Below are 13330 nucleotides of genomic sequence, written 5' to 3'. Positions count from 1 at the left end.
ATGGACCTTAGCCTCATTATCAACAAATGTACAATTATCAATAGTACCATCAGCACCAGTCCACATAATAGCACCACCATGACCACCAGTAGTATTAACACCAAAGGAATTTTCATACATCACATTACCTAAAGCAGAGTTATTAGTAAATACAGCATTCTTGATACTACCTAAATGACCAAACCAGAACACAGGACCACCAGATCTATTAGCAATGTTATTAGTAAATGTAGCATTTTCCAAAGTGCAGTTATAAGCACCTTTATACCAGTCAACAGCACCACCATTAACACCAGCAAAGTTATCCTCACAGACAATATTACTAATATGCATGTTACTACAATTACCCTCAACACTACCTTGCATGAAAATAGCACCACCATTGACTTTAGCATCATTGCTTATAAATGTACAATTATCAATGGTACCATTAGTACCAGTCCACATAATAGCACCACCATGACCTCCAGTAGTATTAATACCATAGGAATTTTTATACATTACATTACCTAATGCTGAGTTATCAATAAATGTAACATTCTGTATAGTACCTAAACTACCATACCAGAATACAGCACCACCAGACCTGTTAGCTACATTATTAGTGAAAGTAGCATTAATTAAATGACCATTATGAGCATCTTGATGGTAATCAACTGCACCACCATTAACACCAGCATAGTTATTGGTAAAGTCAGTGTTAGTAATATAAGTACTATTACTACCATCTAGATATATAGCACCACCACGATAGGAAGCATTATTACCACTAAACTCACAACCATCAATACTACCTTGTGCACCAACCCAAAGGATTGCACCACCATCACCATTGACAGTACTTGTAGCAGTAGCAGTATTGTTAGTAAAAGTAGATCCATGGATACTCCAACCTTGACCATCTACATATATAGCACCACCTTTAGATGCATCATTACCTACAAATTCAGTGGTATTGATTTTACCATTATCACCATAAATATATATTGCACCACCATAATTATTAGCTGTATTGTTAATGAAACGGGAATTATGTAAACCTTCACGAACACCTGTTGTATCAGAAGGATAAAAGTACATACCTCCACCATTTACGGTAGCTTTATTATTGGTTAAGGTAATGTTATTGAATCTATTTGCAATAGCCCTCATAAATATACCACCACCATTACCAGAAGTACAATCAGTAATAGTAATGTTTTCCATTAATGCAACAGGACCACTTGCCATAATACCTCCACCATTTCTAGCAGAAGTAGCATTAATAATATTAATATTGGTTAAGCGAACATTAGCAGGAGGCCTTCCAGTGTCCCTATAACTTAACATAATAGCACCACCTTCAGCACCTGCATAACTGTTAGTAATATTGACATTGTCTATTCTGGTTTGAGTACCTGAAACTAAAATTGATCCACCATTACCCTCCGTCAACGCAGTGTTGTTAATGAATTGGGAATTTGAAATGACAGTAGTTGCAACTGGGCTTGAAGCAGTACATATGGCTCCACCATTATACGCAGTATTATTAATAAATGTAGAACTCTCCACTGTTAAGGAACCATCAGCACGTATTGCCCCTCCATACATTCCAAAGTTATCTTTGAAAATACAATTTTCAATAGTGAGTGGACTGTTAGCATATATAGCCGCTGTATTCTCACTATAACCGTTGATGAATGTTAAATCTTTTAAAGTAACGGTACCGGTTAATTGGAAAATTTTAGATAAGCCTTTTGCATCGATGACAATATTTTGACCATTACCTTGGATAATTTTTGCAGTAGAAACTGGAATACCTAAGGTAGCCAAATCTGAATCAGTATCTGCATTATAGGTATAGTTTTTATCTAAGGTAACTGTACCTGTCTCATCATTATCTATTAAATTTTTCAAGTCCGTGAATGATCCTGCGTCACCATCACCTAGTACCGTTTCTTCAGTATCAGGGAGTGAATATGACGAAAGATCATTACTTTCGCTGACAACAGAAACATTGTCTTGTGTTGTCAGTATATCATTATCTGCGTTATTTACATCTAAATCAGCAGCTGAAACTGCAGATAAAGAGCAAATAAAACACATAATTATACATATAATTAATATATCTCTCATTTTCATAATACACCCCCTCCAAGTAAAATATTGTTTACGTCTGTAAACATTATGGAGAGTTTAACGTGATATTTATTTTTAAAAATTATAATATATATGACTTACTAAATGGTATTTAGAAAAAAATTGAACATATTTTAGAACAATATTTTTTCAATTAGTTAACATCCAAAGCAATTAGAAAAAAAGTAAACATATTTTACATATATCATATGCATTTAAAAAATATTTAATCGAAAAATTTTCCGGAAAAATAGCTCCAGAAAAAAATAGCCTCAAAAATTATCGCTCGAAACATGGCTAAATCAATAGATTGATATATATCACTTGATAAAAATAGTCAAGTTTTAATCACTGAAAAATTAACTAAAAAGGAAATATCAATATTTCAATAAAAAATTGAATGTTCACAAAATAATCATAGTTGAATTCAAATAAATGAAAAGGGTGTTTAAAAAAAGGTAAAAAAGAAGATTTAATTATTTTTTAAATCTTCTTAATTGTGTTGAACCAAGCGCCAACAAGACTAACAACAATACTAATATTGGATTACCGGTTGGATATTTTGCTAAACCAGCATTAACGTGTTTTTCACCATCATGATGAGGATTTGGGCCATCTTCATAATGGACATCAATATCAGTTATTGTGTCATTTGCTTCGTATTTCTTATCACCTGAGTAAACTGCGGTAACATCATGATCACCTTTAGTCAGGCCAGGGATATTAAATACTGCTTTTCCGTTTTCAACTACAGCAGTGTATTTTTTACCATCGACTGTAATGGTTACTGTACCTGTTGCATCGCTAGGCACTTTAACAACAACTGTTGCATCTTCACCTTGTTCTATTTTATCTCCAGTTGCTGAAATTGGAGTTTTAACTTTGGTTACAGTGAATTTTGTTGTTGTTGTGCTTGGCAAGTATTTGCCATCTCCTTCGTATGTTACTTTAGCGGTGTATTTTCCGCTTGGAAGTTCAGGAACAATGACTTTAGCTTTGCCGTTAACGATGTCTGCATAATAACCTACGCCGTCAATGTCAACTAATACACGACCAGTTGCGTCACGAGGGACAGTTACAGTAATGATTTCGTCTTTTCCAACAGTGATGTCTTTGCTTGTTGCAGATACTGTTGATGGGACTTTGGATACTGTAAATTGACCGGTTGTGAAGTTTCCGAGATAGTGTTCATCACCGTCATATGTGACAGCGACTGTTCTGTCTCCAGCACTTAATCCTTTCACTTCAAATATAGCTTTTCCGTCTTTGATTTCTGCAGTGTAGTTTTTAGCATCGATTTCAATGGTAATACTACCAGTTGCGTTTTTAGGAACGGTTACTGTAACGACAGCTGTTTCGCCAACCTTGATGTCATCCACATCCACTTTAATAGGAGTGTCGTGTTTTGGAACATCAGGGGATGCAAGGACTCTGAAAGTTGTTTCGTTGCTGCATTGCAAGTACTTGTCATCACCGTTGTATTTTACGCTGACAACATATTCGCCTTCAGGCAATCCTGTAACAACCAGTTCACCGTTTCCGCCGCTTACTGCAACAGTGTATTTTTTACCTTCGGAATATACTACACCTAATGTACCTTCATTTAATGTGAATGTGTATGCTTCACCAGCGATTACAACAGTTACTGTGCCTGTTGCATCTGCAGGAACTTGGAGTGTGATTGTTTCAACTTGACCGACATAGATGTCATGAGCAGTTGGAATCACGAACGGTTCTACCTTATCCACATTGAATTTTGAAGTGTTTGTGCTTGGCAAGTATTTGTCATCACCGGTGTAGGTAAGGCCAACTTCATATACGCCACTAGGTATGCGAGGTATTTCGATTGATCCTGTACCGTCGGTTATGTTTACATAGTATCCGACACCGTCGATGTCAATCAATACCTGACCGGTTGCATCGCTAGGCACTTTAACGGTAATTGTTACGTTATCGTCCACTTTTGTATCCTCAATTGTTGCAGTTACTTCTGATGGCAATTTGGATACTTTGAAGCTTTCAGATGCATGGTTAGGATCATAGTATTCGTCTCCTTCATACATTGCAAATACTGATTTTTCACCAGCAGTCAGGTTTTCAACTGTGAATGTTGCCTTGCCGTCTACAATAGGTTGAGTGTAGCGTTTACCGTCGATTTCAATTGTAATATCACCAGTATAATTTGCCATTAAGTAAGCAAATATATATACGTACATATTTTAATGCTCGGAGCATATAAAAGTTGGTTTTACAATAGAATATTAATAGAAAAAAAATACAACAAAATGTGAACATTTTTGAAAAAAAATGTGACAGTATACACTAAATGTGGCATATTTAGTGAACAGAACAATAATTCGGTTTATTGAAAATTTAAATAAATTTCAATATTAATGCAATATTCCCATCATAGTCACAAAATAAAATAAAATAATTAAACTATAATTAGAAAAAACAGAGAATGTTAAAATAGTACATATGCCACGATTGGCATTAAAAAAAAGAAAAAGAGAAAGGAAGTAATCTATTTGATTACTTTACTTTTGATAATTTCAACCCTTTTGAGAGGGTAGATTTTTTTAGCTTTGTGGTAAATTTCAGAAGCTAATTTACCATTTACGCAAACTTTTACCAAGTCATCGAAGGATCTTTCAGCAGCTGCTTCAATGAGTAAGTCTTCAATGGTTTTTCTCATGAATCTTTGTTGGGAAGATTTAGCTCTTCTTACGGTTACAGCTAATACTTGGAGTTTTAATTTGCGGTCATCTTTAGTTTTGACGATTGCAGAAGCGTCGATTCTGGAAGTTCCTCTTCTGATCATACTTCTTACATAGTCAGTAGTGGTTTTGTGTCCGGTGAATTTAGTGTTTGCCACATCACCTGCAACATTGTCAATTTCAAATCTGAGTTTGATGTATTGTTTTGAGAAATCTCCGGATAATTCTCTCATAGTAACTTCTACGCCTCTACCAATGAGAAGTTCTGGATCTTTTGCTGGAGTTTCTCCAATTTCTTTATCTTCAAAGTTTACTGGTGTTTTAATAGTATACCAGGATTTTTCTTTCCATGTATCACGTACTCTACGTCTTGATTTTGCTTTTGCCATTATATCAACCGTTCAATTTAATAATTTATTATATATGTAATTTAGCGTTTCGCCATTTAATTTTAAAAAATAGTCTTACATTATTTAGTTTATAAAATAATCTACAAAATAAACTTTAAAAATGATTTCAAGAAATTTCCGCTTTAAAATCATCTTTTAGACTATCGTGAGATATTCTCACTTTATTTAAAGAAAATATTTGTAATTAAGTTTTATTTTTTTAAAACCCGCCCATAAAGGTTATAGATAGTTATTTTATTCATGATATATAAAGATTATTGAAATTTCAAAATTTAATGAAAAAAATCAATTTCAAAAAAAATAAATAATGTTTTGATTTTTTACAATAGAAAAAAATTTAACCCTCAATATTGCCTTGAAATTGAAAAAGAAAGTCAAACTTGCAAGGAAAATTTTTTATACAATAGAACTTTTTTTCAAATTACAATATATTTTTTGAATCAAATATCGGACTTCAGCACTATCGATGCACACTTCTCATACAATTCACGCATGTTGTCATCACAGGTTCTAATAGCGTCCTTGCTTGACTTCTTATTTGCCATGGAAAGTATAGTGTTGGTATTTATGTAGCCCCTCTCTTCTATTAAACTGAGGAGTCTTTTTCCATAGGTTAGCTCCGGATTCAAAACACGGTCATGCATGATCTTTAGGGTCCTGTACTCATCAATATGGAACACGTCACACATGCCATACATCTCATTGATTATTTCGGCAGCCCAGCTTTGAAGGGTCACTTCCCTGCCATCCCTCAAAAGCCTCATGTCCTCATCATATGCCCTTTCGGCAGTCAGTTCCTCATTAATCTTGGCTTCCTTTTGCCAGTCGGGATAATCGGATTCCCTTTTAACAAGCATGTAAATCAAAAATAGCTGCAGGAACTTCATGTCACGCTTGATAAGGCCGCATTTGTAGAAGGGATTTATGTCAAGAGTCCTTACTTCAATGTACTCTATTCCACCCTCATTAAGGGAGTTTAGATAATCTGCAGGGTTTTTAGGCTTTAATCTTACCTGAGTATAGAGCTCCTTTGCCTCGGACAAATCGCCGGAATCAATGAATGACTGTATATCACGGGTGAATTCACTTACGCTTGCGTATGACGGATAGAGATCTTTGAGATTCTTGTATCCGCAGGATGCATTTCTGAATGAAACGCCCTTGGTGGAGTAGTAATCTCCATAAGCGTCCCTGGAATCCATCATGTCAAGACATTGGGACGTGAATGATGAGTGTGCAGCTACGGAGCATCCTGTCAGATAAATAATCATCCAGCAGTATCTTAAATAGTTACGGGAAATCTTTAGATAAACTTCATCCTTGAACATCCTGAAGCTCAAATCGGAACCTGAAATCCTGTGCAGTTTCTTCAATACATCGTCTGAAAATGAGAAATTAAAATGAATACCGGATATCATCTGTTTTTTAAGGCCATATTTGCGTGCCAGCGCTTCACGATACTTTTGAGACTCAATTCCCTCATCGGAATACTTTGCTATTGGTATCTTATCTTCATAAGGCAAAATGCACGGCAGTGACTGGAACCATAAATATTCATCATCGCGAAGGGATGTGTTTACAATATCCGCCAGAATGGCAAAAACATCAAATGCCTCGTCAATTGTTTCATAAGTAGGCGTGATCATCTCGACCTGGCTTTCTGAAAAGTCAGTGGTTATCATTGGATTTTTAAGCTTGTCTCCAAAAATTTCAGGATGCTTGGTTAAAGCAAGCTGTCCGTTCTTGTGGACTCTCAGGCTTTCCCATTCAAGTCCAAATGACCCTGTCAAAATTTCCTCTTTAGTTAGATTAGATAAGCACAACAGATCCATGTTTTTACCCCGATTAATGTAATGCTATTCGTTTTGTTGTAATTGCATATATTTTTTCTTTAAATCATCGGGCAGCATTTCGAGTATTATCCTTTCATGTTCCTCTGTGAAAATGAACTCGTTTCCATGGTTTTTTCCTTTGAAAACCACATCGCCGCCAACAATTCCAAATACCGTGTTGATTTCGATTTCTTCCCAGTTTTCATCATCATTGACAGGCGAGGATGCGAATATTAACTCATCATCATGCATCAAACGATAAAGACATTCCCTCATATTGGAATGAACATAAGTCAGCTCACCATCATAAATCATTATGTTAAGCTTGTTTCCTTCTGCCAATTTTGACAATATGCCATTTATCAAATCAAAGCGCTCTTCACCGGAAGCTGAGCCGTTGGCCTTTTCAAATTCATTGACCTTATCAATCACATAAAGCAGTATTCTCTCCGAATCTGTGCTTCCCTTTTGGATTTTTCTGTATTTTTCATCCTGAGGAAAATTAAAGATTGTTCCGTTATGAATAAGCATCCATGAGCGATTGTCCACATCTTTTCTGAAGAACGGATGACAGTTAAGAGGCGTGATTTCACCCACGGTGGCCAGCCGGATGTGGGCAAACACGGTACTGCCGACAATCGGACGGGAGAGTATATCCCTTAGCTTCTCGCTGTCGGATGCCTTGAGAGGTTCCTTTTCTATAAGAGAATCCTCACCGCAAAAGTTTGCCAATCCCCAGCCATGCGGATGCTCTTCCGAGTGACTGTAAAAGCCTTCAAGAAGAGAGTTTATTTGTTTAGGAGTCTTTGAGCTAAAACAAAATATTTCACACATTTTTATCATCACATACCATATCAAAATAACACAGTATAACTTATGTTATATTTTTAATATTATTAAAGTTTTCTAAGATTTCATAAAATTAACATGGTCAATGTATCTCTGCAATACATCATCGACCGGACCCTCATCCATCACAAGCTTGATTCCAGCATCATTAGCCTTGATTTTGGATTTGAATCCATACTGAACTGCAATCAATACATCACAGTCATTGCACATCTTGATTACCTTACCGCCCTGATGCTTTGCATCATCGGAAATTTCAACATCACGGCGTTCCACAAATTTCAAGTCATCATCATAATCATATACGAAAACGGACTTTCCCCTTCCAAGGTGCAAATCCACGTTTTCTCCGTCTGAAGATACAACAGCCAAACGCATTCTAATCCCTTACCTTCTTAATTATCTTTGCCACATTACGTCCAAAGAGCCTTATTGTTTCTATTCCTTCTGTGTCTTCAAGAGCAGTTCCTTCAGGCCCTGCAATCACCATGTTCCAGTATGTGCTTCCTGCAACTATCATGTTGTTTATTGCAAAAAACATCAGCATTTCCTGAAGTGTCAGTGTCACTCCCCCACGCCTTGCAACAGCTATAGGTCCTCCGACCATCCAGTCAAGGAACCTGTCCCCTCCGCGGGAGACCTTACCGATCCTTTGAAGGGCAGCCATGATGTCTCCCCTTGCGGTTCCGAAATATACCGGTGCTGCAGGTATGAACCCATCTGCATGGCGTATCTTTTCGATGATCTCATCCAGGCCGTCGTTTAAAACGCAGTTTCCTGTTTCTGTGCACTTAAGGCATGCGATGCAGGATTGAATCTTCATCCCCTTAAGGGAGATGATTTCAGCCTCGACACCTTCCTTCTCGATTTCCTTTGCACATTCCTCAAGAACTATTTTGGTGTTGGAGTTTGCTCTTGGACTTGCATTTAATAGAATAACCTTACTCATATTATCACACTTACACTTCTGCACCATCTAATGCATGATGACATGTGCAATCTGATGAATCGTCCACTTTTTTTATGAAATTGTAAATCAAGTCAAGTAGCTCAACTTCCTTTTCAGCCACCATTTCGAAGACTTCATCGATTGTAAGTTCCTGTTCGGATATTCCTGAGGCATAGTTGGAGACTATGCATATTGAATTGTAGCAAATTTCCCTTTCGCGTGCCAAAGTGACTTCAGGAAGTCCTGTCATTCCGACAAGGTCTCCTCCAAGCATCTTGAACATTTTTATCTCGGCAGGAGTTTCGAATCTTGGCCCTTCTGTGCACACATATGTTCCGCCTAAAATAACGTCACCGCACTCGGTCAATACGTCCCTTAAGCTTGGACAGTACGGTTCGGTGACATCTACATGGACAACCTTGTCCTCATAGAATGTTTTTGCCCTGTTTTGTGAGAAATCTAAAAAGTCATTCGGGATAACAAATGAACCTGGAGGCATGTTAACATTCATGGATCCGACTGAATTGGTTGCTATAATCCTGTCCACACCGACTGCCTTTAAAGCATCAATGTTTGCTCTGAAATTAATCTTGTGCGGTGGAATGGAATGACCTGAAGCATGGCGAGGTATGAATGCGACTTTCTTTGAGAAAATCTCAAGAATTGACACTTCCACTTCACCATATTCTGTCTTGACCAGTTGAGTTTCACAGCTGTCTGCTTTTTGGGTGATTTCATACACACCGCTGCCGCCTATTATGCCTATCATCTTAACTACCCTTTACATACTGCAATAGGTTTGACTTTTGCAACAAGTTTAGCGATTCCTGTGCTGTCTGATACGCGAACTACACTGTCAACGTCCTTGTATGCTCCAGGAGCTTCCTCTTCAATGACATGTTTGCTTGTTGCCTTGATCTTGATTCCCTTGGATTCGAGGTCTGCTGTGATTTCATCAGCGTCATAGTCCTTTTTGGCCTTGGACCTTGACAATACCCTTCCTGCACCGTGAGCGGTTGAACCGAATGTTTCTTCCATAGCCTTTTCGGTTCCGCACAATACGTATGAAGCGGTTCCCATGGTTCCAGGAATAAGTACAGGCTGTCCTACTGCCCTGTATTTTTCAGGAACTTCCTCTCTTCCAGGACCGAATGCACGGGTTGCTCCTTTTCTGTGGACAAGGAGGTCCTCTTCACGGTTGTAGACCTTGTGGGTTTCCATTTTCACGATGTTGTGGGCAACGTCATAGACAATGTCCATTTCCATGTCTTTTGCTGATTTTCCAAGAACGTCCTCAAAGGTTTCACGAATCCAATGAGTCATCATTTGCCTGTTTGCCCATGCGTAGTTTGCAGCAGCAGCCATTGCCTGAATGTAGTTTTGTGCCTCTTTTGAATCCAGAGGTGCGCATGCAAGCTGCCTGTCATCGAGCTGGATTCTGTATTTCTTGTATGCCTTGTCCATTATCCTAAGGTAGTCTGAACATACCTGGTGTCCGCATCCTCTGGAGCCTGAATGGATCATGACTACAATCATACCCTTTTCAAGGCCGTAGACTTCAGCAACTTCCTCGTTGTAGATTTCATCAACAACCTGAATTTCCAAAAAGTGGTTTCCGGAACCTAATGAGCCTAATTGAGGAATTCCTCTTTTTTTAGCCTTGTCTGAAACTATGCTTGAATCGGCATCGACCATTCTTCCGTTTTCCTCCAAGACTTCAAGGTCTTCCTTCCAGCCGTAGCCGTTTTCAACAGCCCATTCTGCACCGTAATCAAGAACCTTGTCGATTTCTCCTTCTTCAAGTCTGATTTTGCCTTTGCTTCCCACACCTGAAGGGATGTTTTTGAAAAGCTTTTCTGTAAGCTCGTCAACATGGCCCTCAATGTCTTCCATGGTCAGGTTGGATTTGATGAGCCTTACGCCACAGTTGATGTCAAATCCGACACCACCAGGTGATACAATACCGTTTCTCATGCTGAATGCCGCAACGCCGCCGATTGGAAATCCGTATCCGAAGTGGATGTCCGGAAGTCCGATGGAATATCTCTGAACGCCCGGAAGGCAAGCGACATTGACAATCTGCTCGATAGCCCCTTCCTCAAGGTCGTCAAAGTATTCATCTGCGATGTAGAATCTTCCGGAAGCTCTCATTTTCTTATTGTAGGAGCCCGGAATTTCATAAACGTTATCCCTAACTTTTTTGATTTCATCTTTAATTGTCATAATCATCACAAAATTTATTATGTGATAATTTTTGTTAGTGGTGTTTAAATAATGTTTGGGTAGATGGGAGAAACTACACCGGACCTTCCCGGTAAAGGTCGTGCATGTCCGGGGATGACTTTCCGTAAGGGGTGCAGCAGGTATCCCAGATGAAAAATTTCATGTGCAGCTTGAGTTTTAAAATCAATGCCTCAAGTTTAGACTCAATTAACTTTATATCGTCAGCAAATCCATTGTTAAAGTCTTTTTGAAGTGCTTTGACAACAACCAGAAGCTGAGGTGTAAAAAGGGGATCGTCATCAAGCTCCAGATGAACTGATGCATATGGAACATGCTCATCCAGAAGGGGCTTGGTTTTCTTTAAAAGAAGAATTAACCCCCTATGTTTAGCGCAAATGCCGTGAATTTCGTCATAATTCTGAAATGGGAAATCCTTTTGGATGCATTTAAATTCCTTTTCAAAAAATTCATCATCACCGTTTAAATGATTTACATATTCAATTTCATTTTTAAAATCCTGATTTTGCATGAAAAATACCTCTAATAGTTGGGATGATTTAAGATAGCAATTTAATGATTATCACGAATTGAACCTTCAAATATGAAAAACTCAGCGATTAAATCAAATTCCAGAAGAAATTGACGAATGGAAGAATTGATTTTTCGGATATTTCCTTTAAAACCGTTTCCAAACTTATCCTTAGGGGCATTGACCATAAGCAAAAGTTGAGGTACAAAAAGAGGATCATCATCCAAAATCAAATGAAATTTAGCATATGGAACATAATCATCCAATAACGGCCTGATTTCATTTAAAGCGACTATGATGCCCGGTTTATTTTTTAAAAAATCATGAATCTCATTTGAATCAATCATCGGATAACTATTTTTTATTTTTTCAAATTCCATTTCAAAAAATTCAGCATCATTATTTAAATTTTCAATATATTCTACTTCTTTTTCAAAATTGATACTCATAAAATCACCTCAAAATTGCTTTGAGTCTGAAAAATTGTTCTCACGTGAGAATATTTACCTCAAATCGCAGTAAATAGGCTTGAAATTTCAATATAATAGATAATATCGAGTTGATGGTTAAAAAAGGTTTTGTATTTTTCAAAAACAAAATTATAAGAAAAAATAAATATTATTTTCTAAATAATGCAGAAATTCCTGCAATCAGTAAAAATATTGCACTTAAAACGTTGATGTATGCAGATCCGACAATAACAAACATAGTTGCAATGATAAATCCTACACCTGCAACCTCCTCATTGGTTCTGACATAGTAGCTGGAAATGATTCCTAAAATGGACGCTATAATGGCAACCATGCCTAAAAAAGGAGTGTGTACTTGCCCGAAGCTTTCTATGAATATTAAAAAAGAACCTGAAAATATTCCTATGATGGAACCTATGATTCCCATCACCATTTCAAAAGTTCTTGACACAGTTCTAGTTCGTTTCATGTTTAATAATATGTATAATAATATTATTTATAGATTTATAAATCCACAATGGCCCTAAGCTTTACGGTGTCGGATATTTCAACCGCCATCTTGTGGAAGGTTATTGCCTTGATTTCGGTTTTTCTCTCATGCTTGTCCCAGTCGATTTCCTCACCTTTGACTGTTGCTTTAAGATGGAGGTTTTCATCAATTTCTATGTGAAACTCACTGAAAAGCATGAAATCCACCTCATGGTGGAATAAAAGCTCTTCAAGATAATCGTAAAGCAGTGCAACTTCGTCCTCTGATGTAATTTCAAATGATATTTCCTTTTTGGCTTCGACATTGGAAGTGTCAGTGATTATGTTAAACATTGCCGCACTGGCATTTTCAAACGCTTCATTCAAGTCATTTCCATAAGCATTAAAACCTATATCGGCAGTTGCTTCAAAATATTCATAGTTTTTCATGATTTTTCCTCGAAAATAATACTCTTCAAATGCTCTCTCACTCTTTCTTTATATATGGACTTTCAACAATTAAAATATAGTGATTACTATGTTGAGAAATAATGACACCACATTACAAGCAGATTTAAGAAAAAAAAGTTCAATAGTAGACGAAATCGATTATTATAGCATAGACATTCAATCTTGCATGGTAATGCTTGTAGTTATAGCAGCATTACTTTTATCTGTTATTTCTGTTGTTGCAGCTCAAAATCCGTTTATCATATAAGGATTTAATTGAATTTACAATACCAAACCCTTAGTTGCACATTAGAT

Annotated in this window: 14 protein-coding genes; 1 reads left to right on the top strand and 13 read right to left on the bottom strand. The window is 37.2% G+C overall.

Annotated elements, in window-relative coordinates:
• From ACKI30_RS05185 to ACKI30_RS05125, 13 genes are all read right to left on the bottom strand, one after another.
• Positions 1-2121: hypothetical protein (locus ACKI30_RS05185; RefSeq protein WP_407410481.1), on the bottom strand; the 2121-nt coding region annotated here is incomplete at its 3' end.
• Between the two features lie 473 nt (positions 2122-2594).
• The gene (locus ACKI30_RS05180) at positions 2595-4307 is read right to left on the bottom strand and encodes an Ig-like domain repeat protein (protein ID WP_407410479.1); all 1713 of its coding nucleotides are present in this window, start codon (positions 4305-4307) and stop codon (positions 2595-2597) included.
• Positions 4308-4642: 335 nt separating this feature from the next.
• A complete protein-coding gene (locus ACKI30_RS05175) occupies positions 4643-5224 on the bottom strand; it encodes a 30S ribosomal protein S3ae (RefSeq protein ID WP_407410477.1) in 582 nt (193 codons plus the stop codon).
• 461 nt (positions 5225-5685) lie between these two features.
• Positions 5686-7077: a glutamate--cysteine ligase gene (locus ACKI30_RS05170; protein WP_407410475.1), complete on the bottom strand. Its 1392-nt coding sequence runs from the start codon at positions 7075-7077 to the stop codon at positions 5686-5688.
• Between the two features lie 24 nt (positions 7078-7101).
• Complete coding sequence (locus ACKI30_RS05165; protein WP_407410474.1) at positions 7102-7911, bottom strand: class II glutamine amidotransferase; 810 nt, start codon at positions 7909-7911, stop codon at positions 7102-7104.
• 72 nt (positions 7912-7983) lie between these two features.
• Positions 7984-8304, bottom strand: coding sequence for a NifB/NifX family molybdenum-iron cluster-binding protein (locus ACKI30_RS05160; RefSeq protein ID WP_407410472.1), 321 nt, complete (start codon positions 8302-8304; stop codon positions 7984-7986).
• A gap of 1 nt (position 8305) precedes the next feature.
• On the bottom strand, positions 8306-8875 hold the full coding sequence (locus tag ACKI30_RS05155; protein ID WP_407410470.1) for a flavodoxin family protein: 570 nt from the start codon (positions 8873-8875) through the stop codon (positions 8306-8308).
• A gap of 10 nt (positions 8876-8885) precedes the next feature.
• A complete protein-coding gene (gene mtnP / locus ACKI30_RS05150) occupies positions 8886-9644 on the bottom strand; it encodes an S-methyl-5'-thioadenosine phosphorylase (RefSeq protein ID WP_407410468.1) in 759 nt (252 codons plus the stop codon).
• A 5-nt stretch (positions 9645-9649) separates the two neighbouring features.
• On the bottom strand, positions 9650-11098 hold the full coding sequence (locus ACKI30_RS05145; RefSeq protein ID WP_407410466.1) for an RtcB family protein: 1449 nt from the start codon (positions 11096-11098) through the stop codon (positions 9650-9652).
• A gap of 73 nt (positions 11099-11171) precedes the next feature.
• The gene (locus tag ACKI30_RS05140) at positions 11172-11627 is read right to left on the bottom strand and encodes a hypothetical protein (RefSeq protein WP_407410464.1); all 456 of its coding nucleotides are present in this window, start codon (positions 11625-11627) and stop codon (positions 11172-11174) included.
• A gap of 41 nt (positions 11628-11668) precedes the next feature.
• Positions 11669-12076 carry a hypothetical protein gene (locus ACKI30_RS05135; protein ID WP_407410462.1) on the bottom strand — a complete coding sequence of 136 codons (408 nt, stop codon included), beginning with the start codon at positions 12074-12076 and terminating at the stop codon, positions 11669-11671.
• A 169-nt stretch (positions 12077-12245) separates the two neighbouring features.
• Positions 12246-12566 carry a DUF4064 domain-containing protein gene (locus ACKI30_RS05130; RefSeq protein WP_295163039.1) on the bottom strand — a complete coding sequence of 107 codons (321 nt, stop codon included), beginning with the start codon at positions 12564-12566 and terminating at the stop codon, positions 12246-12248.
• Between the two features lie 35 nt (positions 12567-12601).
• Positions 12602-13015 carry an archease gene (locus ACKI30_RS05125; protein ID WP_407410460.1) on the bottom strand — a complete coding sequence of 138 codons (414 nt, stop codon included), beginning with the start codon at positions 13013-13015 and terminating at the stop codon, positions 12602-12604.
• A gap of 88 nt (positions 13016-13103) precedes the next feature.
• Here ACKI30_RS05125 and ACKI30_RS05120 point away from each other — a divergent pair, with 88 nt between their 5' ends.
• Positions 13104-13283, top strand: a complete 180-nt coding sequence (locus ACKI30_RS05120; RefSeq protein WP_407410483.1) for a hypothetical protein — start codon at positions 13104-13106, stop codon at positions 13281-13283.
• Positions 13284-13330 lie beyond the last annotated feature (47 nt).

The sequence above is a fragment of the Methanobrevibacter sp. genome, from assembly GCF_045539575.1.
GTDB lineage: Archaea > Methanobacteriota > Methanobacteria > Methanobacteriales > Methanobacteriaceae > Methanocatella.
Note: the sequence above shows the minus strand (reverse complement) of the source record. Positions and strands in the feature narration are given on the sequence as shown.

What these genes read in the sequence shown, in the direction of transcription:
- ACKI30_RS05180 (WP_407410479.1), bottom strand. Translation starts at nt 4,307, where the DNA reads ATGGCAAATTATACTGGTGATATTACAATTGAAATCGACGGTAAACGC.
- ACKI30_RS05175 (WP_407410477.1), bottom strand. Translation starts at nt 5,224, where the DNA reads ATGGCAAAAGCAAAATCAAGACGTAGAGTACGTGATACATGGAAAGAA.
- ACKI30_RS05170 (WP_407410475.1), bottom strand. Translation starts at nt 7,077, where the DNA reads ATGGATCTGTTGTGCTTATCTAATCTAACTAAAGAGGAAATTTTGACA.
- ACKI30_RS05165 (WP_407410474.1), bottom strand. Translation starts at nt 7,911, where the DNA reads ATGTGTGAAATATTTTGTTTTAGCTCAAAGACTCCTAAACAAATAAAC.
- ACKI30_RS05160 (WP_407410472.1), bottom strand. Translation starts at nt 8,304, where the DNA reads ATGCGTTTGGCTGTTGTATCTTCAGACGGAGAAAACGTGGATTTGCAC.
- ACKI30_RS05155 (WP_407410470.1), bottom strand. Translation starts at nt 8,875, where the DNA reads ATGAGTAAGGTTATTCTATTAAATGCAAGTCCAAGAGCAAACTCCAAC.
- mtnP (WP_407410468.1), bottom strand. Translation starts at nt 9,644, where the DNA reads ATGATAGGCATAATAGGCGGCAGCGGTGTGTATGAAATCACCCAAAAA.
- ACKI30_RS05145 (WP_407410466.1), bottom strand. Translation starts at nt 11,098, where the DNA reads ATGACAATTAAAGATGAAATCAAAAAAGTTAGGGATAACGTTTATGAA.
- ACKI30_RS05140 (WP_407410464.1), bottom strand. Translation starts at nt 11,627, where the DNA reads ATGCAAAATCAGGATTTTAAAAATGAAATTGAATATGTAAATCATTTA.
- ACKI30_RS05135 (WP_407410462.1), bottom strand. Translation starts at nt 12,076, where the DNA reads ATGAGTATCAATTTTGAAAAAGAAGTAGAATATATTGAAAATTTAAAT.
- ACKI30_RS05130 (WP_295163039.1), bottom strand. Translation starts at nt 12,566, where the DNA reads ATGAAACGAACTAGAACTGTGTCAAGAACTTTTGAAATGGTGATGGGA.
- ACKI30_RS05125 (WP_407410460.1), bottom strand. Translation starts at nt 13,015, where the DNA reads ATGAAAAACTATGAATATTTTGAAGCAACTGCCGATATAGGTTTTAAT.
- ACKI30_RS05120 (WP_407410483.1), top strand. Translation starts at nt 13,104, where the DNA reads ATGTTGAGAAATAATGACACCACATTACAAGCAGATTTAAGAAAAAAA.